The sequence below is a fragment of the Pseudoalteromonas sp. UBA6610 genome, from assembly GCF_002433295.1.
GTDB classification, from domain to species: Bacteria; Pseudomonadota; Gammaproteobacteria; order Enterobacterales; family Alteromonadaceae; genus Pseudoalteromonas; species Pseudoalteromonas atlantica.
In genome coordinates this window covers 1-24215 of record NZ_DJHW01000045.1, presented here as the reverse complement: position 1 = coordinate 24215, position 24215 = coordinate 1, and the positions used below count along the sequence as shown (strand labels likewise).

Annotated in this window: 20 protein-coding genes and 1 pseudogene; all 21 read left to right on the top strand. The window is 37.3% G+C overall.

Annotation, left to right across the window (positions count from 1 at the left end; translation table 11 throughout):
• Positions 1 to 669 (top strand): nucleotide sugar dehydrogenase (locus tag B4F91_RS06085; RefSeq protein ID WP_288635431.1); only part of this gene is annotated, 669 nt, incomplete at its 5' end.
• A 113-nt stretch (positions 670 to 782) separates the two neighbouring features.
• On the top strand, positions 783 to 1820 hold the full coding sequence (locus B4F91_RS06080) for an NAD-dependent epimerase/dehydratase family protein (protein ID WP_286938564.1): 1038 nt from the start codon (positions 783 to 785) through the stop codon (positions 1818 to 1820).
• A complete protein-coding gene (locus B4F91_RS06075; protein WP_286938565.1) occupies positions 1813 to 3099 on the top strand; it encodes a lipopolysaccharide biosynthesis protein in 1287 nt (428 codons plus the stop codon). Before B4F91_RS06080 ends, B4F91_RS06075 begins: the two co-directional genes overlap by 8 nt.
• Position 3100: 1 nt before the next feature.
• Positions 3101 to 4360, top strand: a complete 1260-nt coding sequence (locus B4F91_RS06070; RefSeq protein ID WP_286938567.1) for an O-antigen polymerase — start codon at positions 3101 to 3103, stop codon at positions 4358 to 4360.
• 13 nt (positions 4361 to 4373) lie between these two features.
• Complete coding sequence (locus tag B4F91_RS06065; RefSeq protein WP_286938568.1) at positions 4374 to 5582, top strand: hypothetical protein; 1209 nt, start codon at positions 4374 to 4376, stop codon at positions 5580 to 5582.
• A 7-nt stretch (positions 5583 to 5589) separates the two neighbouring features.
• Positions 5590 to 6717 (top strand): glycosyltransferase family 4 protein, encoded by a 1128-nt coding sequence (locus tag B4F91_RS06060; protein WP_286938569.1) that lies wholly within the window; start codon positions 5590 to 5592, stop codon positions 6715 to 6717.
• Positions 6710 to 7747: a polysaccharide biosynthesis protein gene (locus tag B4F91_RS06055; RefSeq protein WP_286938570.1), complete on the top strand. Its 1038-nt coding sequence runs from the start codon at positions 6710 to 6712 to the stop codon at positions 7745 to 7747. Before B4F91_RS06060 ends, B4F91_RS06055 begins: the two co-directional genes overlap by 8 nt.
• Before the next feature lie 2 nt (positions 7748 to 7749).
• Positions 7750 to 8622, top strand: a complete 873-nt coding sequence (locus B4F91_RS06050) for a dTDP-4-dehydrorhamnose reductase family protein (protein WP_286938571.1) — start codon at positions 7750 to 7752, stop codon at positions 8620 to 8622.
• Positions 8619 to 9755, top strand: coding sequence for a non-hydrolyzing UDP-N-acetylglucosamine 2-epimerase (wecB, locus tag B4F91_RS06045; protein ID WP_286938572.1), 1137 nt, complete (start codon positions 8619 to 8621; stop codon positions 9753 to 9755). The genes B4F91_RS06050 and wecB overlap by 4 nt, the downstream gene beginning before the upstream one ends.
• A complete protein-coding gene (locus tag B4F91_RS06040; protein ID WP_286938573.1) occupies positions 9745 to 10941 on the top strand; it encodes a glycosyltransferase family 4 protein in 1197 nt (398 codons plus the stop codon). Before wecB ends, B4F91_RS06040 begins: the two co-directional genes overlap by 11 nt.
• Positions 10942 to 10948: 7 nt before the next feature.
• Positions 10949 to 11857 carry an NAD-dependent epimerase/dehydratase family protein gene (locus B4F91_RS06035; RefSeq protein WP_286938574.1) on the top strand — a complete coding sequence of 303 codons (909 nt, stop codon included), beginning with the start codon at positions 10949 to 10951 and terminating at the stop codon, positions 11855 to 11857.
• The gene (locus B4F91_RS06030) at positions 11854 to 12402 is read left to right on the top strand and encodes a sugar transferase (protein WP_286938575.1); all 549 of its coding nucleotides are present in this window, start codon (positions 11854 to 11856) and stop codon (positions 12400 to 12402) included. The genes B4F91_RS06035 and B4F91_RS06030 overlap by 4 nt, the downstream gene beginning before the upstream one ends.
• Positions 12403 to 12705: 303 nt before the next feature.
• On the top strand, positions 12706 to 14655 hold the full coding sequence (locus B4F91_RS06025) for a polysaccharide biosynthesis protein (protein ID WP_286938576.1): 1950 nt from the start codon (positions 12706 to 12708) through the stop codon (positions 14653 to 14655).
• Positions 14656 to 14804: 149 nt separating this feature from the next.
• Positions 14805 to 16160, top strand: a complete 1356-nt coding sequence (gene glmM / locus B4F91_RS06020; RefSeq protein ID WP_286938577.1) for a phosphoglucosamine mutase — start codon at positions 14805 to 14807, stop codon at positions 16158 to 16160.
• A 143-nt stretch (positions 16161 to 16303) separates the two neighbouring features.
• On the top strand, positions 16304 to 16435 hold the full coding sequence (locus B4F91_RS06015) for a hypothetical protein (RefSeq protein ID WP_286938578.1): 132 nt from the start codon (positions 16304 to 16306) through the stop codon (positions 16433 to 16435).
• 698 nt (positions 16436 to 17133) lie between these two features.
• Positions 17134 to 20094 (top strand): immunoglobulin-like domain-containing protein, encoded by a 2961-nt coding sequence (locus B4F91_RS06010; protein WP_096041135.1) that lies wholly within the window; start codon positions 17134 to 17136, stop codon positions 20092 to 20094.
• On the top strand, positions 20081 to 20644 hold the full coding sequence (locus B4F91_RS06005; protein ID WP_288635430.1) for a hypothetical protein: 564 nt from the start codon (positions 20081 to 20083) through the stop codon (positions 20642 to 20644). Before B4F91_RS06010 ends, B4F91_RS06005 begins: the two co-directional genes overlap by 14 nt.
• A 180-nt stretch (positions 20645 to 20824) precedes the next feature.
• Positions 20825 to 21620: pseudogene (locus B4F91_RS06000) on the top strand (sugar phosphate nucleotidyltransferase).
• A 199-nt stretch (positions 21621 to 21819) separates the two neighbouring features.
• Positions 21820 to 22986 carry a nucleotide sugar dehydrogenase gene (locus B4F91_RS05995; protein ID WP_096041137.1) on the top strand — a complete coding sequence of 389 codons (1167 nt, stop codon included), beginning with the start codon at positions 21820 to 21822 and terminating at the stop codon, positions 22984 to 22986.
• A gap of 104 nt (positions 22987 to 23090) precedes the next feature.
• A complete protein-coding gene (gene galU / locus B4F91_RS05990; protein WP_286938580.1) occupies positions 23091 to 24011 on the top strand; it encodes a UTP--glucose-1-phosphate uridylyltransferase GalU in 921 nt (306 codons plus the stop codon).
• A 35-nt stretch (positions 24012 to 24046) separates the two neighbouring features.
• Positions 24047 to 24178: a hypothetical protein gene (locus B4F91_RS05985; RefSeq protein WP_286938581.1), complete on the top strand. Its 132-nt coding sequence runs from the start codon at positions 24047 to 24049 to the stop codon at positions 24176 to 24178.
• The last annotated feature ends 37 nt before the right edge of the window (positions 24179 to 24215 follow it).

The following is a 24215-nucleotide window of genomic DNA, read 5'->3' as shown; positions in this document are numbered from 1 at the left end:
GCCGAAGCTGCAAAAGTAATTGAAAACACGCAGCGTGATGTAAACATTGCATTAATTAATGAGCTTTCAATTATTTTTAATAAACTAGATATCGATACGCTTGAAGTGTTAGAGGCAGCTGGCACAAAATGGAACTTTTTACCATTTCGCCCAGGCCTAGTAGGGGGGCACTGTATTGGTGTAGATCCGTATTACTTAACGCATAAAGCCCAAAGCGTAGGCTACCATCCAGAAATGATTTTAGCTGGCCGCCGTTTAAACGATGGCATGGGCAAACACGTGGTGTCGGAGCTTGTAAAAAATATGCTTAAAAAGCGTATACATGTAGATGGCGCAAATGTACTGGTAATGGGTTTGACGTTTAAAGAAAACTGCCCAGATTTACGCAATACAAAAGTGGTCGACATAGTAAGCGAACTCAAAGAATATAACATTAATGTAGACATAGTAGACCCGTGGTGCTCAAACGATGAAGCTCAACATGAATATGGTTTAAGCTTAACCACAGAGCATAAAAAAAATAATTACGATGCAATCATTCTTGCTGTAGGCCATAACGAATTTAAAGAGATGGGCGCAGAGCAAATTCGTGCACTAGGTAAAGCTGAGCATGTCCTTTACGATTTAAAATACGTGCTACCAAAGCAAAGTGTAGATATGCGTTTATAACGCTGTAGGCGCGGGTTTACCCCGCGCTTTTAAATTATAAATAGCATGCGCCAAGCACAATTAATAACTTAAACGTTGTTAGTTCATTATCCAAAGACTTTATAGAGGCATACATGACTCGTTACGAACAAATAAAACTAGAACTACTTTCTTCCCCTAAAACCTGGTTAGTGACAGGGGTAGCGGGGTTTATTGGCTCAAACCTTTTAGAGCATTTACTAAAGTTAAATCAAAAAGTTGTGGGGCTTGATAATTTTGCTACCGGCCACCAACACAACCTTGATGAAGTACAGGGTTTAGTATCAGCAGAGCAGTGGCAAGGCTTTAACTTTATAGAAGGCGACATTCGTAATTACCAAGATTGCGAAACGGCAATCGCTAATAATGGTAATGGCGTTGATTACGTACTACATCAAGCAGCGCTTGGCTCGGTACCGCGCTCGATTGCCGACCCTTTAACAACTAATGCGGCTAATATCACCGGTTTTTTAAAAATGTTACAAGCAGCAAAAGAGGCTAATGTTAAAAGCTTTACTTATGCAGCAAGTAGCTCAACATACGGTGACCACCCGGCACTACCAAAAGTTGAAGAAAACATTGGTAATCCATTATCACCTTACGCCGTAACCAAATACGTAAATGAACTGTACGCGGGTGTGTATGCCAAAACATATGGCTTTAAAACAATCGGCTTACGCTACTTTAATGTGTTTGGGCAGCGCCAAGACCCAAACGGTGCTTATGCTGCTGTAATCCCTAAGTGGACTGCGGCGATGATTCAAGGTGAAGATGTTTTCATTAATGGTGATGGTGAAACAAGCCGCGATTTTTGCTTTATTGAAAACACCGTACAAATGAATATCCTTGCCGCAATGGCTGAAGATGAAGCTAAAGATAATGTATACAATGTAGCCTTAGGTGATCGCACAACACTTAATGATTTATACAGAGCTATACAATCTGCTCTTAAAGGGTGTGATATAACTACAACGCAAGAACCAATCTACCGTGACTTTAGGGCAGGGGATGTGCGCCACTCACAAGCAGATATAAATAAAGCTATAAAGAATTTAGGTTATGCACCAAAACATAATATATTACAAGGTGTAAACAAAGCTATGCCATGGTATATAAAGTTTATTAATGGATAAGAAGTTTATACGGTCATTTTTAATTTTTGGAGGGACTGCGGGTTTTTCACGTATTTTACCTGTAGCTATGCTTCCAATATACCTGTCAAGTTTAGGTAGTAATGATTATGGAATAGTTGAGGTAGTATTCGCTATATTTAATTGTCTAATAATTTTTGGGCAGCTTCAATTAGAGACGTCTTTGCAGCGTCTTTATTATAAAGTTGACAATCAAAGTGATTTGTTTTCTAGTATATTTGTAATGACTTTAATAGCTTCAGTTTTGGTTACTATAGTTGCTTGTTTTTTTTCTGAAGCTATCTCAACTCTAATCTTTAAAACAGAAGATGAAAGCACTTTAATTGTTATTGCTGCTAGTTGCATTCTGTTTGCAAACATTAGCTCTATTTATATGATTGTTTTACGTTATATGGATAGAGCAGTAACTTTTACAGTTTTATCTTTGGGACAGGCTTCTATATCTGCTTTATTTAGTTATTTTTTTATAGTGGACATGAATATAGGAGGAGTCGGCTATTTTTATGGATTATTGACAGGCTGGGTATTTCAGACAGTTTTCGGCTCTATATACATTTTCAAAAGGTTCAGTTTTGGCTTCCACCTCCGCTATTCGTCTTTAGCTTTATCATTTGCAATGCCGCAGTTTCCTGCAAGGTTAGCAAGCTTTTTTGTACAGTATGCGAACAGATTTTTTGTATTGTCAATTGTAGGTGTTCAAGCTGTTGCGTTAATGTCGTTATCACTTAAATTTGCCGCAATCTTCCAGTTATTAATGCTTGCTTTTTCTATGGCATGGAACCCGTTTATTTATAAAAACGAAAATAACTTAGACCTTAATTTAAAAGTAAATAAAATATTTAAATGCCTCTTAGCAATACTCGTTTTTATACATATTATAACCTTATTGTCTTCAGGTTTTATAATTAACGAGTATTTTAATGAAGAATTTAGTGAGGCAAATGACTATGTAGCACTAGCGATCATTCCATTTCAATTGCTTATAATTAAGGAAATAGTTGAATCTGGTGTGAAGCTGGCTAACAAAACTAAGTATATGAGTATTTCTTATTTTGTCTCAGCTGCTTTTAGCGGCTTACTAATGTGCTTTTCATCAAGTTTAGTCGATATTTTATTATCATCTATATCCGGTACCTTACTATTGGTAGTGTTGTCTTGGTATTTCTCATTAAAAAACCATTATCTTACTTACTCAAAGCTTTGGTTTTTTACTTATTTATTGGTTATTGTAATTTCAGTAATGATTACTATGAAGGTTTGAAATGATTGAGTATTTCTTGGATATATATTTTTTTAGAACTTTATTTTTAGTAGTCACAATTAGTACTGCAGTACTGTCATTTAGTAAAAACTCAGATGTATTCTCACCAGTTAAAATTTATCTCGTATTTAATGTGTTTTTCTATTTAGATATATATATATCTGAATATAACGTATATGTTTGTATGGTATATCTATTGCAGTGCTTGGTGATATTTTTTTGTGCTTTTTTTGAAGGAGAGCATAAAAATAGCGAGCCTTCATCGATAGATTTCCCATTAAAAGTAGTAATCGCTATTTGGCTATTATCTTTTGTTTCTATACTCAATCAAATTTATATAATAAGTGAGCTAGGAGGTATTGTAAATTACATTGGAAATATAGCTTATAGAGTAGAGTTCTTTAAAGGAAGGGGGTACGTTATTGTTTTGAATAACTTAATTGCAATAATGAACGTAGCTTACTTTACTATTATAGTTGCTTCAAAGAACAGAACATTCAAACATAAAATATTTTTCTTTCTTCACTTTACTTTTTTTGTGTGCATTGCGCTTCTTTCCGGATCAAGATCATTTCTTTTGGTGACAGTTTTAGTGGAAATACTTATCTTTCATTATATGTACAGGAAATTTTCAATACTTAAATTAACACCTTTTATAGCTGGAATAATTTTTCTTGTCGCTCTATTAGGTGGGATAAGGAACTCTGTAAGTACTGCTGAAGGTGAAATTAGGGTAAAAAATGAAGGGGAGTTCAGTATGGAAGTGACACACTTTAAATACGGTCTTATCCCGTTGGAAATAATATTAAATTATGAAGAGGTTGTTGAGTACCACCTGGGGAGTACATACCTTTCTTTATTTACAAACTTCATACCTAGAGCTGTTTTTCCTGACAAGTTAGACTCTGGTGGCATTGTATTTACAAAAGAATATACAGGTAATCAATGGGGAGGGTTATCTAATTTGGCAACAGGTTCAGTAACAGAGGGAATTATTAATTTTGGTTATTCATTTGGTGTGGTTGTTGGAATTGCTTTTTTGGCCTTTTTCATGCTACTAGGTGTCAAAGTTTATGGTAATATTAATAAGGTTATTAATGGAAAAAACAGTGTTTTTATACTTCCACTCTATTTATACCTAATCCTTGCTTTTGCTCGATTATCTTATTCGGAATTTTCATATACATTTTATACTTATACTATCTACTACTTCATTCCTATATTCATGATTTATTTTCTTTCTAGATTAAAGATAAAATAATTAAAGGACATATATGAAAATACTTATCATAAATTACCACTTCCCACCAAGTAGTACTGCGCATTCATATCGTTGGTCTCAACTGGCAAAGCGTTTCAGTGATTTAGGTCATGATGTGGATATTATTGCAGGTGGAGATAGTGGGACACTAGGGCAAAAGTTAAATATAAAACGAGTTAATTTTCCTATGACAACTCGCTTTCAAACTTATTCGAATACTTCAGGGCTGAACAATACAAAATTTAAGTCTAGACTTAGTGTTTTTGGTAGGTTTAAAAAACGTACAATATTAATTGCTAAAAGTATATACAGGAGTATTTTTTGGCCTGACGGACTTTGGCATTGGTTACCAATGGCTATATTTGAAGTGTATAAAAGACGTAAAGTTGAATACGATTTGGTTATTGGTTATTCACCTACTTATTCAGCGTTACTTGCAGCAAAATATTATAAATATTTGAACTCCAATACTACCCTTATAGTTGATTTTGGAGATCCATTCTCTATCTCTAAAGAAATGCCAGTAAATAATTACACTATTTATAATGGAATAAATAGAAAATCAGAAGAGAAAATATTCCAAGTAGCTGATCTAATAACTTTAACAAATGAGCAGACTGCAAAGCTTTACCAAGCGAAATACCCTCATATTGATAAATTTAAAGTTGTCCCACATTTAGTTGATGTAAATGCGTTTTATTGCGAAAAAGTAAATGTCCATTCGCAGATTGAAATAGGGTATATTGGAGCACTTCATAAAGGAATTAGGGAGCCTTATCTTGCCCTTGAAGTTTTGAGTAAACTAGAAAGGTACGGATTTGACTTTTATTCAAATTTTTATGGACCATTAAATGGTATTGAATTTATTGAATCGGAAAGAGTAAGGCATTTAGGTGTTATAGAGAGAGATAAAGCTATTCTGTTAACAAAAAAGTTTGATATTATCATTAATATTGAAAATGAAGCTTGCCCCATGACACCAAGTAAAATAAATGAATGCATTGCTTCTGGTAAGCCTATATTGAACTTTCTCAGTAAGACTAAAACTTCTAGTTTTAGAGACTATCCTTTAGTTATGAATATTTTACCTTCTACATGTGTCGCTGAAATCTCGGAGTTTATTAGTTGTAACGCAAAAAAGCGAGTTGAAAGAAGTGTTGTGGAAAGTTGCTTAAAAGGAAAAACTCTATCTTCAGTCGCTGATATATACTTAAATAAATAGGATTATTATGGAGTCGAACATTTATTTTATTAATGCATTATCTGCAAAGTTAGGGGGAGGGAAAACTTATATAATTAATCTCCTTAAATATCTACCTGATAATGTTAAAATTTTCATTAGTTGTCCTGATAACTCTATGTTACCTGATGATCCAAGGGTTATTTATTTAGAAACTACTTTTGCAAATAGGACGATATTACACAGAGCTCTTTGGGAAAGATATAAACTACCTAAATTGCTAAATAAGTTAAATGTAGATGTTCTATTTGTTCCTGGGGGTATGGATTTTACATCAAAAAAGTTATCTATACCAAAAGTTACCATGTTTAGAAATATGTTACCTTTTGACGAGGTTGCATTGAATGCACTTCCTAGCCGTATATTAAAGTTAAAAAATTATTTTTTAAAAAAACTAATGATAAGAACAATGAATAGTGCAGACCATATTATATTTATTTCTGAATATGCTAAAAACTCTATTCAAAACTTATTAAAGATTAAGAGCGCTAGTATCATTTATCATGGTATAGCTAAAAACTTTGTACCTAGCAATGTTACTAATAATCCCGAAAAAATTAAAAAAAATAATTATATCTTATACGTTTCTAGATTCGAGCCATACAAAAATCACTTAAATGTAATAAAAGCATATTCAAAATTATCAAAAAAAGAAAGACTTAAGAACAAATTGGTTATAGTCGGTGAGTTTATGGAACCGAAATATAGCCTTTGTGTCAATTACATTAACGATAATAATTTAGCTCCATATATAGATATAAAAGGAAAAGTTCCTTATGAGGAGTTACCTTTATTATATCAGCAGGCATCTTTGTTCGTTTTTGCCTCGTCATGCGAAAATTGTCCTAATATTCTTCTTGAAGCAATTGGTTGCGGTTCTGCCGTAATTGCTTCTAAAACAGAGCCAATGCCAGAATTCGCTAGAGATTCTGCTTTGTATTTTAATGAATTAGACCCTGATTCTATTTATGAAAAGTTAAAGGTTGTTTTAGATAGCGATGTTATGATTCAGGAGATGCGAAATAAGTCTATTGCTCTACGTGAGCAATATAGTTGGGAAAATACTGCATTGTTAACTTGGCAATGTTTAAAGTTTATTGGAGATAAAAATGTTTAAAGGTAAGGTCTTGTTGATTACTGGTGGAACCGGTTCTTTCGGTAATGCAGTTTTAAAACGTTTTCTTAAAAGTGATATCAAGGAGATACGTGTCTTCTCCCGTGATGAAAAAAAACAAGACGATATGCGTAAGTATTTTCAATCAGAAAAATTGAAGTTCTATATAGGTGATGTTCGCGACAGTCAGAGTATTCTAAACGCCATGCGTGGAGTAGATTATGTTTACCATGCTGCAGCATTGAAGCAAGTTCCATCATGTGAGTTTTATCCATTAGAGGCCGTTAAAACCAATGTGCTAGGTACAGAAAACGTGCTAGATGCCGCTATCGCAAATAATGTTGAGCGTGTAGTTTGTTTGAGTACTGATAAAGCAGTGTACCCTATTAATGCAATGGGGATTTCTAAAGCTATGATGGAAAAAGTGATTGTTGCTAAAAGTCGCAATTTAGGAAATACAAATACTACTATTTGTTGTACGCGCTACGGTAATGTTATGGCATCTCGTGGTTCTGTTATTCCTTTATTTATTCGCCAGGTCGTTAATAATGAGCCTATTACTATTACCGATCCGACAATGACTCGCTTTATGATGACCTTAGATGATGCGGTAGACTTAGTATTACATGCTTTCGAAAATGGTCAAAACGGTGATATTTTTGTGCAAAAAGCCCCAGCAGCAACTATTGAAGTGTTAGTCAACGCGTTACTTGAAATGCTTAAAAAACCAGAGCATGCTGTAAATGTGATTGGCACTCGACACGGCGAAAAATTGTTTGAAGCATTATGTAGCCGCGAAGAGATGTTTGTAGCACAAGAGCAAGGTGAATATTTTAGAGTGCCTGCGGATAACAGAGATCTAAACTACTCGAAGTTTTTTGACGAGGGGGATTCTGACCTATCTAAAGTAGAAGATTACAACTCGCACAATACCGAGCGTTTAGATATTGAAGGTATGAAGCAACTACTCCGCAAATTAGACTTTATGCGTGAAATTGAATCCGGAAATATCGTTGTACCTGAAGGTGTTTAAAAATGAGAATATTAATTCTTGGCGCTACAGGCATGTTGGGTTACAGCCTGTTCAGCAACTTAAGTGAGCACGCTAATCTATCGGTATATGGTTCAGTTAGAAATATTGCTGGCAAAGAACGCTTTTTTAACGATACTCAACAGCGTCTTATAAGTGGTGTTGATGCTTATGATATTAGCTCACTGCAACAGGCAATCAAAACAGTGGCTCCTGATGTGGTAGTTAACTGTGTTGGTTTAATAAAGCAGCATGGTATTTCAAAGCAACACATAGATGCTGTAAAAATTAATGCGTTACTGCCACATGAGTTGGCCAATCTTTGCGATCAATTTAATGCAAAGTTGATTCACTTTTCTACTGACTGCGTTTTTACCGGTGATTTAGGTTTATATAATGAAGACTCACTACCTGATGCCCGCGATTTGTATGGCAAATCTAAGTGTTTAGGAGAAGTGAGCTACGGCAAACATCTTACGTTACGGACTTCTATTATAGGGCATGAGCTTACTTCTGCTGTAAGCTTAGTAGACTGGTTCTTATCGCAAGGAGAAAGTACTAAGGGCTTTTCTAAAGCGATATTCTCTGGCTTACCGACCTGCTATATAGCTAAGCTGATGGTAGAGTATATTTTACCAAACCCAGAAGTTTCAGGCCTATTGCATTTATCGGTAGACCCAATTAACAAATATACTTTATTGAAGCTGATTGCCAAGCAATACCATAAGCAGATTCATATTGCAGAGTCACAAGAGTTGGTAATTGATCGCTCTTTAAATTCAGATAAGTTTAGGCAGTTAACCCATTTTGAACCGCCGTCCTGGAGTGAGCTTGTTGAATATATGTACAAAGATTATGTAAAAAGGTATAAAGCATGAAAAAGTTAAAAGTTGTTACAGTTGTAGGTACGCGCCCTGAAATTATTAGATTGTCATGCACCATAGCAAAGTTAGATGAGTTTTGTGAACATGTGTTAGTGCATACTGGACAAAACTATGATTACGAACTAAATCAAATATTTTTTGAAGACCTTGGCATTCGTGCGCCAGACATATTTTTAGAATGTGCAGGTGCGACAGCTGCCGAAACTATGGCGCAAGTAATTAGTAAAGCCGATGCTATGTTTACTGAAGTAAAGCCAGATGCAATTCTGATATTAGGCGATACTAACAGTGCAATGGCTGCTATTCCGGCCAAACGAAAAAAAATTCCTATTTTTCATATGGAAGCAGGTAACCGCTGTTTTGACATGCGTGTACCAGAAGAAATTAATCGTAAAATCGTGGATCATATTTCTGATGTTAACATGCCTTATACTGATATAGCGCGTGAATACTTATTAGCCGAAGGTCTCAAGCCCGATCTAATTGTTAAAACGGGCAGCCCAATGGATGAAGTGTTAAATCGCTATGCAGATAAAATTGGTAATGCCGAAATCTTAAGCAAGCTGGGTTTAACACCTGGAGAGTACTTTGTAGTAAGTGTACATAGAGAGGAGAATGTAGATTCGGAGACAAACATTCACAGTTATGTTAATGCTTTGAATGCCATTGCTGAAAAATACCAGTATCCTATTATAGTGTCGACTCACCCACGTACCAGAAAGAAAATTGATTTACTTAATTTGGAATTTCACCCCTTGGTTAAGTTATTAAAACCACTTGGTTTTAGTGATTACGTAAAACTGCAAATGGAGGCGAAAGTGGTATTAAGCGATAGCGGTACGATTACCGAAGAGTCGTCTATTTTAAACTTTCCTGCCATTAATATTAGAGATGCACAAGAGCGCCCAGAAGGCTTTGAAGAAGGGGCTGTTATGTTTACTGGTATGAATGTAGAGAGGATACTTCAAGCCCTTGAAATACTTGATAAGCAACCACGTGGTGAACATAGGTTAATTAACAAAGTACAAAATTATATTGCTCCTAATGTGTCTGACAAAGTATTACGAACTATTATTAGTTATACCGACTATGTAAATAGAGTGGTGTGGAAAAAATATGGGAACTAAGAAGAGGGTAGTTTTTATATCTGAGTACTTAGGTAAAGATGTTAATTCTACTGCTTATTATTGGACGAAAATTTTAGAATCACTTTCGATAGATTATGATGTTTTGGTTATTTCACCAGACTCAAAATCTAATGTAGAATACCTAAAATCCAATAATTTTGAATATATTTTATATGTATCATCTACATATTCGAAAACAAGTATGTTTTCTCGGCTTTGGGCATACATTAAAATGTCTGTATGTTTTTATAAAGCTTCAAAAGAAAAAATTAATAGTTCAGATGTTATAATATCCGGTACTAATTCAATTTTTAATATGTTTTTTATTGCACGACTAAAAAGAAAATTAAATTTACCTTGGTTACTTTTTGGTTATGATATTTTTCCAGAAAATTTAATACCGGCGGGTGTTATCTCAACTAATAACCCTGTTTATAAACTAGTGTCAAAAATTTTTACTAACCTATATAGTAAGCCAAATGACATAGTCGCTGTTGGTCGGGACATGCGCGAATTATTAATCAAAAAAGTGAGTTCACGTACTAGAGTCCATTATATACCTAACTGGGCAGCTCATGAAGAGGTATGTATAACTGATAAAAGTCATAATAAAATTATTAATGAGCTTAATTGGAAGCAAGATGAAATTGTAGTTTTTCAGTTTTTTGGCAATTTGGGAGTCCTACAAGATATCTATGGTCTTTTAGAAGCAATAGAGCTGAGCAAAGCTCCGAATGCAAAGTTTCTATTTATTGGAAGTGGTTCTGAAGCTGCTAATGCTTTAGCCCTAATTCAAGAAGCGGACGATGATCGCATTCACTTTTATGGGGAATGTGATATGGCTGAAAAAGACATAGCTTTGAATGCTTGTGATGTTGCTTTTGTTTCATTAAAAAAAGGTATGCTTGGTTTAGCTGTCCCTAGCAAATCTTATTTTTCATTAGCAGCAGATAAACCAATAATTGTCATTGGTGATGAAGGTGCTGAATTAAGGCTTCTAGTAGATGATTATCCTATTGGTTGGGGCTGCAACTCTGGTGATCCTGTAGCCTTGGCAGAGCTGATAGATGATATTTGCTTTAATAAAGGTTGTCTTCTGAACATGGAACCAAGGTCAAGTTTAATTAATCACTTTTCTGAAGCAGACTCTTTAGCTGCAATTAATGATTTAGTCACGGGTTATTAGGAATTATATGAATGTTTTACTAACTGGGGCTACAGGATTTATTGGCAAATACCTACAACGAAGATCTAGTTTCAGATATGTGGTTCGTAGCAGTACAGAACATTTATTAGAGGATGTTTTTGAAATACCACAATTAGATAGTAATACAGATTGGAATAATGCATTTAATGGTATTGATTGCGTTATTCACTTAGCTGGATTAGCACATTCTAATTCATTTACAGATAAGGATTACCAGAATGTAAATGTTGATGGTACTCTAAGGTTAGCTAGTGAAGGGGCTAAAGCAGGTGTTAAGCGTTTTATATTTGTAAGCTCAATTGGTGTAAACGGTTATTCAACAAAAAAACTCCCGTTTTCAGTTAACTCGGTTGCTTCACCGCATAACTCGTACTCTAAATCAAAATATGACGCAGAAGAAGGGCTTAAAGTAATATCTGCGAATACAGGTATGGAATTAGTAATTATACGCCCAACTTTAGTTTATGGGCCAGGAGCACCAGGGAACTTTAGAGCACTAGCTAAGCTCGTAAAAAAATCACCAGTCCTGCCCTTTGGTTTGCTAGATAATGAACGTAGCTTTATTGCAGTGCAAAATTTAGTTGATTTACTCATTACCTGCACAAAACACCCAAATGCAGCGGGAAAAACCTTCATAGCATCTGATGGCCCTGTGGTTTCTATAAAAGATTTTACAAATGCAATTGCTAAAGGTATGGGTAAGAAAAAATTGCAGTTACCAGTACCTTTGATAGCAATGCGATTAATTGGGAAAGCCTTTGGGAAGTCAGCTGCTATAGAGCAACTACTTTGTAATTTAGAAGTAGATTCAAGCTATGTAACTCAAGAGCTTGGATGGAAACCACCTTATACAATGGAAGAGTCTATGAAGTCATTAAAGGAAGTTAATAAATGATCCGCTTACTCGACTTTTTATTTGCTTTATTTGGTTTGTTATTTGCCTTACCATTTTTAGCTATTTTATACGTTATTGGCTTGTTTGATACTGGCTCACCAATTTTTACCCAAGAGCGTGTTGGTCGTAATAAAAAGCCTTTTACTTTGGTTAAATTTAGAACTATGAAGGTTGATACCGCTTCGGTTGCTAGCCATTTAGCAAGTACGACATCTATTACGCCTTTTGGCGGCTTTTTACGTAAAACTAAGTTAGATGAACTCCCACAACTTTGGAATGTACTAAAAGGTGAAATGAGCTTAGTTGGTCCTCGCCCTGGCTTGTTTAACCAAGAAGAATTAACACAAGCACGTGAAGCTAAAAATGTATTTGCTGTTCGCCCAGGTATAACAGGGCTCGCACAAGTAAACGAAATTGATATGTCGACTCCTGAGTTGTTAGCAAAAACAGATCGTGAAATGATTGATACGCTAACAATTAGTAATTATTTTAAATACATAATTATGACGATTACTGGTAGTGGTAGTGGTGACAGGGTTAAATAGCTTTTGCTTTTAACTATTTAGGGAAGGCCTCCTTTGCAGTATGAGTTGGCCTTTTTTAGCTGTTAACTAAAGAATAACCTGACCCCATGCATGGCGGCTGCTCAGCCACACTAATCTTAATTCCAATAATATGTATAGTTATGTAATTGCTCAAAGTTTTTTTATACCATGTTGTTTATTGATTATCCCTTATGCTTCGCTATAAACTGGCCGCGGTCAATTATTCTTATTACAATCCACATGTTGTTTAATTAAAATCACTAATGGGCGACGCCCTCTAAATAAACCTCACAGGAACTAGCAATGGATAGTTTTATTCGTTCTATTTTAAATGCATCTCGCGCTAAAAAGCGGATTATTACACTTTGTATTGATTCATCATTCATAATATCAGCGTTTTGGCTAGCACTTATAGTAAGGCTAGACAGTTTTGAGCCTCTGCAGAGTTTAGATAATTGGCTATTGTTAGCTGTATTATTACCTGTAAGTTTATATGCGTTTATAAGCTTGGGCTTGTACCGAGCTGTACTCAGATATATGAACTCACAAGCTATTTGGGCAATAGTAGTCGGTACTGTTATTACAACAGTAGGCCTAGTGTTGATTGCGTTTATTTTGGGCGTAAATATACCCCGTACTATGCCCTTTATTTTTGCTTGGTTATGTTTATTAACCGTTGGTGGTGCACGTGTTTTAGTGCGCGCTATTATTGGTAAAATGACTACTAGCAACAAAGAGCCTGTGATTATTTATGGCGCTGGCTCTGCTGGCCGACAATTAGCCACGGCATTAGGGGCAGGGCCTGAGTATTTTGTAAGTGCCTTTATTGATGATGACAAAACAAAACATGGGTCAATTATTCAAGGCATTCCTGTTATTAGTTTTCAAGGAATACACGAGTTAGTAAACAAGCGCAAAATTAGTAAGGTTTTATTAGCGCTGCCAAGTGAAACACGTGCACGACGAAAAGAAATTCTGGCACAATTAGAGCCATTAACGGTCAACGTACTTTCTATTCCTGGTATGGCAGATGTAGTTGAAGGTAAAGCAAAACTAGCAGAAATAACAGAAGTAGGCGTAGAAGACTTACTTGGCCGCGACCCTGTAGCACCTAAAGTAGATTTAATGACCGCTAATATTACCAATAAAGTGGTAATGGTTACCGGTGCAGGCGGCTCTATTGGTTCAGAGCTTTGTAGGCAAATAGTTAAGCAGCAGCCTAAAAAGCTTGTATTGTTTGAAGTAAACGAGTTTGGCTTATATTCAATCGAAAAAGAGCTAAGTGAGTACATTACTCATAACAACTTAAACGTAAAGCTGGTGCCAATTATGGGTTCTGTACAGCGTATTAACCGCATTGAAACGGTAATGATGGCCTTTGGAGTACAAACGGTTTACCACGCAGCTGCTTATAAGCATGTTCCTTTAGTTGAGCATAATGTTGTAGAAGGGGTGCGTAATAATGTGTTTGGTACCTACTACGCAGCAAAAGCAGCTGTAAATGCAAAAGTAGAAACATTTGTACTTATATCAACCGACAAAGCGGTACGCCCAACCAATGTAATGGGTGCCACTAAGCGTATGGCAGAACTTGCACTGCAAGGTTTAGCGCAAGAGCAAGGTGTAAAACATAATACGCGTTTTTGTATGGTACGCTTTGGTAATGTGCTTGGCTCGAGTGGCTCTGTAGTGCCGCTGTTTCGTAGGCAAATAAAAGAGGGTGGTCCAATAACGCTAACGCACCCTGATATAACGCGCTTTTTTATGACTATACCTGAGGCTGCACAATTAGTGATACAAGCAGGCGCAATGGGCAAAGGGGGCGATGTGTTTGTGCTAGACATGGGTGAGCCCGTTAAAATTAAAGACTTAGCAACCAAGATGATCAGGCTCTCCGGGTTTGAAGTTAAAAACGATACTAACCCACACGGCGATATTGAAATTAAGTGCACAGGGCTGCGCCCAGGTGAAAAACTTTATGAAGAGCTGTTAATTGGTGACAATGTTGGCGAAACAACGCATGAGCGTATAATGACTGCAAACGAAGTTATGCTGCCTTTAGACCAATTTAATACATTTATAGAAGCGTTAGACGTTGCTTGTCATGATTTTGACCACAAGACTATTCGTCAGTTACTGCTTGATGCGCCAACGGGGTTTAATCCAACCGATGGTATATGCGACCTAGTATGGAATGCAAAAAAAAATAATATAAGCCAGAGCGAGCAAAATGTTGTGAATATAACGGGTTAAAAATGGCTTGTGTAAAAAATTTTTAAAGTAAATATTAAACTACATGCAAGGGGCGCAGGTTATTACCGCGCCTTTTTTGTATTATTGTCTTTGTAATTACAAAACCCACTTCTTATTTTCCCTAATATTAAAATTAATAAGGATCAATCATGTCACGTAAGTATTTTGGTACCGATGGTGTACGAGGTAAAGTAGGCACGTTTCCTATCACGCCTGATTTTGCAATGAAATTGGGTTGGGCTGCAGGTACGGTTTTAGCCTCAAGCGGTACTAAAGAAATTTTAATTGGTAAAGATACACGTAATAGCGGTTATATGTTTGAGTCGGCAATGGAGGCTGGGCTTTCGGCGGCAGGTGTTAATGTTGCCTTTGTTGGCCCAATGCCCACACCTGCTGTTGCCTATTTGGCATCAACGTTTAGAGCCGATGCCGGCGTTGTAATTAGTGCCTCACACAACCCTTATTACGACAATGGCATTAAGTTTTTTAATAACTTTGGCACTAAACTTAATGACGAGCAAGAGCTTGAAATTGAAGCCTTGCTTGAACAGGCATTAAAAAGCGATGCTATGCAGTGCGTGAGCTCTGAACGTTTAGGTAAAGCAAGGCGCATTAACGATGCCGCTGGCCGCTACATTGAATTTTGCAAAGGCATATTTGCCAAAGACCTAACCCTTGAAGGCTTAAAAATTGTTGTAGATAGCGCAAATGGCGCAGCGTACCATATTGCCCCTAATGTATATGCAGAGCTTGGTGCTGAGGTGATCAGCATTAACGACAAACCCGATGGTTTAAATATTAATGAACAATGCGGTGCTACCCATTTAGATAGCTTGCAATCAGCCGTAGTTGCTAATAATGCAGACCTTGGTATAGCACTTGATGGCGATGCCGATAGGCTAATGCTGGTTGATGATGCGGGCAGCGTTGTTGATGGCGACCAAATTTTATATATTTTGGCAAAAGCGGCAAAGCTGCAAGGTAATATGAATGGCGGTGTTGTTGGTACGCTTATGTCGAACCTAGGCTTAGAGCTTGCACTTAAAGACATGGATATTCCATTTAAACGTGCAAAAGTAGGCGACCGCTATGTTGTTGAGCAACTTAAAAATACCGGTTGGAAACTAGGTGGTGAAGGCTCAGGCCATATTTTACACTTAGACTATGCAAGCACAGGCGATGGTATAGTTGCCTCACTGTTAGTTTTAACCGCGCTTATACAGCAAAAGCAATCATTAAAGGACTACGTAGCGGGTATGCAAAAACTACCGCAAGTACTTTTAAATGTGCGTTTAACACAAAATAATGCGGACGAAATACTTAATACTGATTCAGTAAAGCACGCTGTTACGGAGGCTGAAAGTATATTGGCAAACACGGGCCGTGTTTTATTGCGTAAATCAGGCACAGAGCCACTTATTCGCGTTATGGTTGAGTCTACAAATTATGCAGCCTCACAAGTGCAAGCCGAGCATATTGCCACTGCAATTAAAGCGCTGGTTTAAGGTTAAAGGCCCAAGGTTAAAGATTAAAGGGAAAAGGTTAAAGACGAAGTTGTTCAAGCTGAGATGTTCCCAAAATTAAAGATACAAGTTTGAAGGTGAAAGCTATAGTTAATTGATGAAAAGCTAGATATAAGATATTTTTCATGCAATTTGAAAATCTTGATGTATGGCAGCGCTCAGCTGATTTAGCCTGTGAGGTTTATCTGCATTTTAAATTAAGTGAAGCGTTTGGGTTAAATAACATGTTAAGCATTGTCGTTTTCTTCAAATTTTGAACGCATTTGTGCAGTCTCACAGAAATGAAATGATGAAATTCACCGAATAATGGTTTGAAAGAAAAACGCCAAAAGATCACGCCTGTTTTCATCATATTCTAAAAGCTGCTGTAGGGAGCTGAGTTCTTAAATCTAAATCGCAGTAAAAATAGGCGAAATTGAAGCAGAACAAGCTGCTAAATAGGGGCTGAGACAAAAGTAATTTTGTGTATGCTTTTTGGCTTAATGAAATCAATTGAGTCTTGGTAAAATTTTTAACTTTTTCCTTGGATCTTTAGCCTTAAAATCTAGCCCTTAACTTCATATTCGCCTTTTGTGTTAAGAAGTTAAGGGCTAGATTTAGGCTTTATGCAATCCCACGCTTAATCAACATTTTATTAAATTCCCCCCCCACCTTGCCTAGATGCATTAGCTACATCCGGCGTATAAATCTCGAACAATAAACGTGTATCGCCGTGCCCAAGCATATGTGAGATGTATTATGGGTTTTCGTGCGCGGCAATATGCAGTACAGCTCATAGAGTGCTTACATCTAAATTTTCTAAATAAAACAAATAGATATTATTGATTTGTTAATTTTTTTTCATTATCATGGTAGATTAATGTTAACTGAACGCGAGGGATTGCGTTAGTTGAAAGTCTTTGAAAAATTATTTTCAAATTACGACTTTCTTGCGTTCATATAAAGGAAGATACACGTGAAGTTAAAACAGCTATTTATATTGCCATTGTGTAGTTTAGCGTTGACAGGTTGTGGTGGGTCTGATGATAAACCTACTACTCAAGTAGAACCCCTCCAAGATACGACTCCCCCCATCATTACACTTACAAGTGGCGCTGAAATTGAAGTCGAAGTTCATACAGACTTTGTCGAGCCGGGTTACTCTGTATCGGATGATACAGACGCTGATGTAACAGTCTCAATTGATAGTAATGTTGATAGCAGTATCCTAGGTAGTTATACCATTACTTATTCAGCAACAGATAAAGCTGGAAATAGCGTTGAAGTAGTAAGAACGGTTAGGGTCGTTGATACAACAGCCCCTGTTATAACCTTATTAAATGAAGAGCCGCTTACGCTTGAACAAGGAACAGAATACCGCGAATATGGTGCACAGGCTGTCGACAATTACGATAATGAAGTTGAAGTTACAATTTCAAATAGCATTGATTTGGCACAGCCTGGTAATTATACCGTTGTATATTCAGCCACCGATAGTTCAAATAATACCGCAACAGTTGAAAAGCAAGTAACAGTTTCGCCCGCTACAATTACAGTAACAATAGACTCATTTGGTGAGGGGAGTGTTGAACTATTAAATCATGCTAGCCCATTAATATGTACAAGTAGTAATGTTTGTTCAATTGATATTGAGCAAGGGACTGCGCTATCGCTAAAAGCTACTCCTACGAATGGTTGGCAGTTTTTAAGTTGGCGAGGCTGCGAAACTGCGCAAGATGCTAATGTGTGTCAATTGACACCTCAACGCGATACCTCTTTATCTTTAACCTTCTCTCCAAATGAATCTGGTGTTGACTTAACTTTAGCCGACAACGTGGTTGTCCTTGATGAGCAGCAAAAAGCGTCTATAAGAGATTACAATGAGACCACAGGGGTAATTACCTTTGATGGGAACGCAGAGTTAAGTAACGTAGTTATTGGAAGTATTCTAGTATCAAATGGAATAAATGACGGGGAAGGATTAAAGCACTTCTTCTTAAAAAGAGTTGTTGAAATACTGGGTAACCAAGGCTCATTAAGGGTCATAAAGACTGAAGAAGCGACCTTGGATCAATTAATCACCGAAGGTACGATTGTTTATCAACAAGTATTAACAGCGGATAGTGTGCAGCAGTCGACATTGCCGCAAGGTATAAAAGTACTACCAGTACAGCAGACAGCAGAACCGCAAAATGAAGTAGCGAGTGCGACTCCCATTGAACTTGCGGTTACTAACCTTATACTGCACGATGCTGACGGTGATATAGGTACTAAAGATGATCAGATCAGTGCATCAGGTGGAATAAAGTTAACGGTAAATCCTGACTTCTCTTTAAAAGTAGATTTTCCATCTACTATAAGTCACTTTCGAAGCGTTGCACACATAGATGTAGACAGTGAACTTGGTTTAGATATTGGTGGCCCCGTAAATGTGGCTGCTTTGAAAGAGAGTGTGACATTGCCCATTCGGTTCTCACCGATTACGCTGGGTATTATTGTTATTCAGCCTGAAGTGCAATTGTCTTTGGTCGCTGATGCATCCGTTGGAATGGCACTGAAACCACGTTTAGTGGCTAAGTTAGACATCGTTGCTGGAGCACAATATACAGAAAGTAAAGGGTTTGAAGAGATCAAAGAGTTAGACTTTGATGTGGATGCAAATGATCCTTTCACCACCATTGACTTTAAAGCAGAGGCGAAAGCAGGTCCAGAGGTTGCTTACTTTAGTCGCTTATATGGTATTGCTGGGCCTGGTGTTGGAAACTCATTAAAGCTAGGTGTCGAAGCGATCCCATTAGTAAATAATAATAACTGTGTTTTTGATGTGAATACTTTTCTTGAGCTGGATATAAGCTTTAAAGGCTCTTTTAGTCTGATCACAAAAAAGTTTGATTACACATCAAGCTTATTTAAATTTAAAAAACAGATAGACAGCCTTAGTCGTTCGTGCGGCACTACAGGACTTAATGCGCCAACAGAGTTAACGGTAACTACTACAGGTAATGAGAGCTTTATTCTTGATTGGGATTTCATTGAAAGTGATGCTGATATCAGCTACAAAATTTATAGAGATAGCGTATTTTTAGAAAATGGTATTTATGGCTCACAATATGAAGATTCAAATGTGTCTGCTAATAAGCAATATTGTTATTTTGTTATTGCAGAAGATGATTTAGGGAATGAATCACCGGCGTCTAATGAAGTATGTGCGGTTGTAACAGCGTTAGATAGTACGAAACCAACGGCACCAACGCAAGTATCAGCAGAGCCACTTTCATCAACAGCGATTAAATTAACATGGAGCGGAGCAACTGACGAAACGGGTGTTACAGGGTATACAGTTTATGCATACGACGGTGATACGACGTATGCCAAAGAAGTATCTGTAGATCCTATGGCGACTATTTTGCAATTAGCACCAAATACTGAATATTGTTACTCTATCGCTGCTTTTGATGCACGAGGAAACCGTTCTGAGCTATCACAATCAGCTTGTGCAACAACAAATACGAAAGAAGAGTCTGAGTGGAGCATGTTTATTGCCTGTACTGGTAGAGATTATGTTGTTGAGGAACAATTTGATTTAGACCAGAACCTAACTTCAGAGGTTTTTGTATTTGGCAAAGCGCAGGATTATGATGGCTCGCCAATGAACTATAGCTTATTTGGTGTGTACACCGATACATCAGGTACTTTTAATGGCGAAATAAACTGGTCTTTTGAGGATTCAAATAATCTTAGAAAAGATGAGTTCATAGTCGATTTATCTTCTGGCGACACAGGCGATGTTGCAATGGATCAGACTCTCGTAACTGGGTGTGATGCTGTGATCCGCTTTATGTCAACCAAAGACCAAGAGCCTTCAAGTATACCAGAGGTACGCTCGATGAAAAATAATAACCTAGGAGAGATAATTGGTGGATTTGGATACCAATAAGTCGACCCAGAGGGGCTCATTAGAGCCCCTTAATACGGGTGGAACACTTCATGTTACACACACTGCACAGGAGTCTGATGCACAATTAATACTCACACCGTCGCGCTCAAGCAAATTAGCCTATATCAGTTGTTTATTTTTTGGCTCAGGTATATTAATTGCTAGCGTGTATACGCTTTTTACCGTAGTTGATGTATTTGCTGCATGTGCTTTATTTATAGGAGGGGGCACGTTAATTTGGCTAGGAGGGATAGTTAAAAAAGGCAGCAAAGAATACAGGTTTATACAATCTGAAAAAAAATTAATAGGATTAGAGAAGGCTATTCCATTTAAAGAAATCGCGGAAGTAGAGTTAATAAAAAAAATTGTAAATGCAAAAAGTCAGGAAGAGCCGTTTCAAAGTGGTGAGATAAGGATTTTAACTAATCAAGGAACACGCTATCTACTTGTCGAAGGAGCGAATCGCACTCAGATGAAAAAAATTGCAACGTTAATCGCAGACTATATAAACGCCCCTTTAGTGAGTGATGAAACGCTTTATAGGGTCTAAAATTGCCTCCATGCTTATCTAAGCTTGCGAAAAGCCTCACAGTTTGCTGCGCAGGAGTTGTCAAACTCCATTCAATCACTATTTACCTATTAGCTGCTAGTTTATAGACACTTAATCACTCATAAAGGACTACCTAAAAGAGCTGTTATTCTGCTGCTGACCTTTACATGTGTGTTGCCTATGACTAAAGCAATTTCTAAAGGAATACTACCCATTATAGATAAACCGCTCATTCAATACATTGTTTTTGAATGTATCGCCGCGGGTATTAAAGAGGTTGTACTGGTCTCGCGTAGCTCTAAAAATACAATTGAAAATTACTTTGATACAAGCTATTAGCTTGAAGTCACGCTTGAAAAGCGTGTTAAACGTGTTTTGCTTGAAGAAGTGCGCTCTATTTTCCCTACTGATGCAACCATTATGAGTATGCGCCAAGATGAAGCAAAAGGGTTAGGGTATGCCATTTATGTGTAAAGCTAATTGTAGGTGACGATGATTTACCGTTTTATTGCCTGATGTAATACTAGGTGCATATACGGCAGAGCAAAAGACAGAGAGTCTTGCAGCGATGTTAAAATGATTTAGCAAGAAACGCGCAAGCCAAATTATGCTTGAACCTGCAACGCAACAAGATGTATGTAAATAAGGTATTACTGATATCGATAATGTACAGCTTACTCCTGACAATAGTGCCGCTATTAAAACTATGATTGAAAAACCGGATACAGACAAAGCCCACTCTAACCTAGCGGTGGTAAGGCGCTACTTGCTGAGTATAACTATTTAAACACTACTTGCTAAAATACCTGTTGGCGCAGGCGGCGAAATACAGTTAACAGATTTAATTGATGAGCTGATGAAACAAGTAACGGTATAAGCCTTTCATATGAGTGGTCGCTCGCACGACTTTGGTTATAAACTAGGTTATTTAAAAGCGATTATTGAGTATAGTATGCGTGATGAAAAGTTAGAGTAAAATTTTTCTGATTGTATCAGGCAAATCATAAAACACGATAAATGAGCGCTAAATACACCTTCACGCTTTTTCGATAACGTACCCGTCCGTAGGTACCGCTCGGGTGTGTTATAAAGGGGGGTATTACGATTTTGGTTATTCGTTTTCATTCCTCGCTCTGATAAAATAGTAAACATAGTTTTAAACATAAAGGAATACCATGAAAATTGCTGTGGTAGGGACGGGCTATGTAGGTCTTTCAAACGCAATGCTTTTAGCACAACACAACGAAGTGGTGGCATTAGACATTGATGAGCATAAAATAGCGTTATTAAACAATAAACAGTCGCCAATTATCGATACTGAAATTAGCGAGTTTTTAACGCGTGATGATTTAAATTTTACAGCCACTACCGACAAAGTAGCTGCTTACAAAGACGCTGATTATGTAATTATAGCAACACCAACCGACTACGATGTTGAAACAAACTACTTTAATACCGGCTCGGTTGAGGCCGTAATTAAAGATGCAATGGCACATAACCCTAATGCGGTTATGGTGATTAAGTCGACTATTCCGGTAGGCTTTACAGCCGATATTAAACAAAAGCTTAACGTTGAAAATTTACTATTTTCTCCTGAGTTTTTACGTGAGGGTAAAGCTCTTTACGATAATTTGCACCCGTCACGTATTGTTGTGGGTGAGCAAAGCGAACGCGCTACTATTTTTGCTAATTTGTTAAAGCAAGGTGCAATTAAGCAAGATGTTGACGTGCTATTTACTGACTCAACGGAAGCAGAAGCAATCAAGCTGTTTTCGAATACGTACCTTGCTATGCGCGTTGCCTACTTTAATGAGCTAGACAGCTACGCAGAGGCGCACGGCTTAAACTCTAAACAAATTATACAAGGTGTAGGCCTAGACCCGCGTATTGGCAATCATTATAACAACCCGTCGTTTGGTTACGGTGGTTACTGTTTGCCAAAAGACACAAAGCAATTACGTGCTAACTACCAAAACGTACCAAATAATATTATTGGCGCGATTGTTGATGCAAACACTACCCGTAAGGATTTTATTGCAGGGTCAATATTAAAGCGTAACCCGCGAGTTGTGGGAATTTACCGTTTAGTAATGAAATCGGGCTCAGACAACTTTAGGGCTTCGTCTATACAAGGAATAATGAAGCGCATAAAAGCCAAAGGCATTGAAGTGGTTGTGTACGAGCCAGTGCTTGAAGAAGATACATTTTATCATTCACGTGTAATGAAAGATTTAAAAGAGTTTAAACAAATATCTGATGTAGTGGTTTCTAACCGTATGGTTGATGAGCTTAGCGACATTGCAGATAAAGTGTATACACGCGATTTATTTGGTAGTGATTAAATAATAGCTGTTAGCTGACAGCTAACAGCTCCTATCCATTCAGCCCCCATCTACATTTGACCTGCTAACTTAAAAATAATTAATTTACAAATAAAGGATTACCCATGAAAGCTGTTATTCCTGTTGCTGGCCTGGGCACGCGTATGCTGCCTATGACTAAAGCAATTCCTAAAGAAATGCTACCGATTGTAGATAAACCACTTATTCAATACATAGTAAGTGAGTGTGTAGCTGCTGGCGTTAAAGACATTGTACTGGTAACACACAGCTCTAAAAACGCCATAGAAAACCACTTTGACACCAGCTACGAGCTTGAAGCAACGCTTGAAAAACGCGTTAAGCGTGCTCTGCTTGAAGAAGTGCGTTCTATTTGCCCTACCGATGTAACTATAATGAGTGTGCGCCAAGGCGAAGCTAAAGGTCTAGGCCATGCTATTTTGTGTGCAAAGCCTATTGTTGGCGATGACGATTTTATTGTACTGCTGCCAGATGTAATACTTGATGCCTACACAGCAGATCAAAAAACTGAAAACCTTGCGGCTATGATCAAACGCTTTAACGAGACTAAAGCAAGCCAAATTATGCTTGAGCAAGTAGCACAAGAAGATGTAAGCAAATATGGTATTGCTGATATAAACGGCGTACAGCTAACACCCGGTAACAGTGCGGCAATTAAAACCATGGTTGAAAAGCCAGAGGCTGATAAAGCGCCTTCAAACCTTGCTGTAGTAGGGCGTTATGTATTAAGCAAAAATATTTGGCCATTACTTGCTAAAACACCGGTTGGCGCTGGTGGTGAAATACAATTAACCGATTCAATCGATGAGCTAATGAAGCAAGAAACCGTTGAAGCATTCCATATGAGTGGCCGTTCACACGATTGTGGCGATAAGCTAGGCTACTTAAAAGCGATTGTTGAATACGGCATGCGCGATGCTAAGTTGGGAGATGATTTTGGCCAATATTTAACAACGTTGGTAAATGGTGAGCCGGCTTCTCAATCTGAAAATGTTGTAAATTTATAGAGTTTTTAAGCTTATATTATTTAAAGCGCGGCTATATGCCGCGCTTTTTTGTGGGTGTATGTATTTTGTCTGACGACGGTTGCTATGCTTTGTATGAGCAAGTTTCACGTTTAGGGTTATGGTATCAACAATTTAAAGTACTGTGTTTATTGCAAACACAATGCTGAATGATTTATTCTGGCTAACAGCTAACAGCTAACAGCT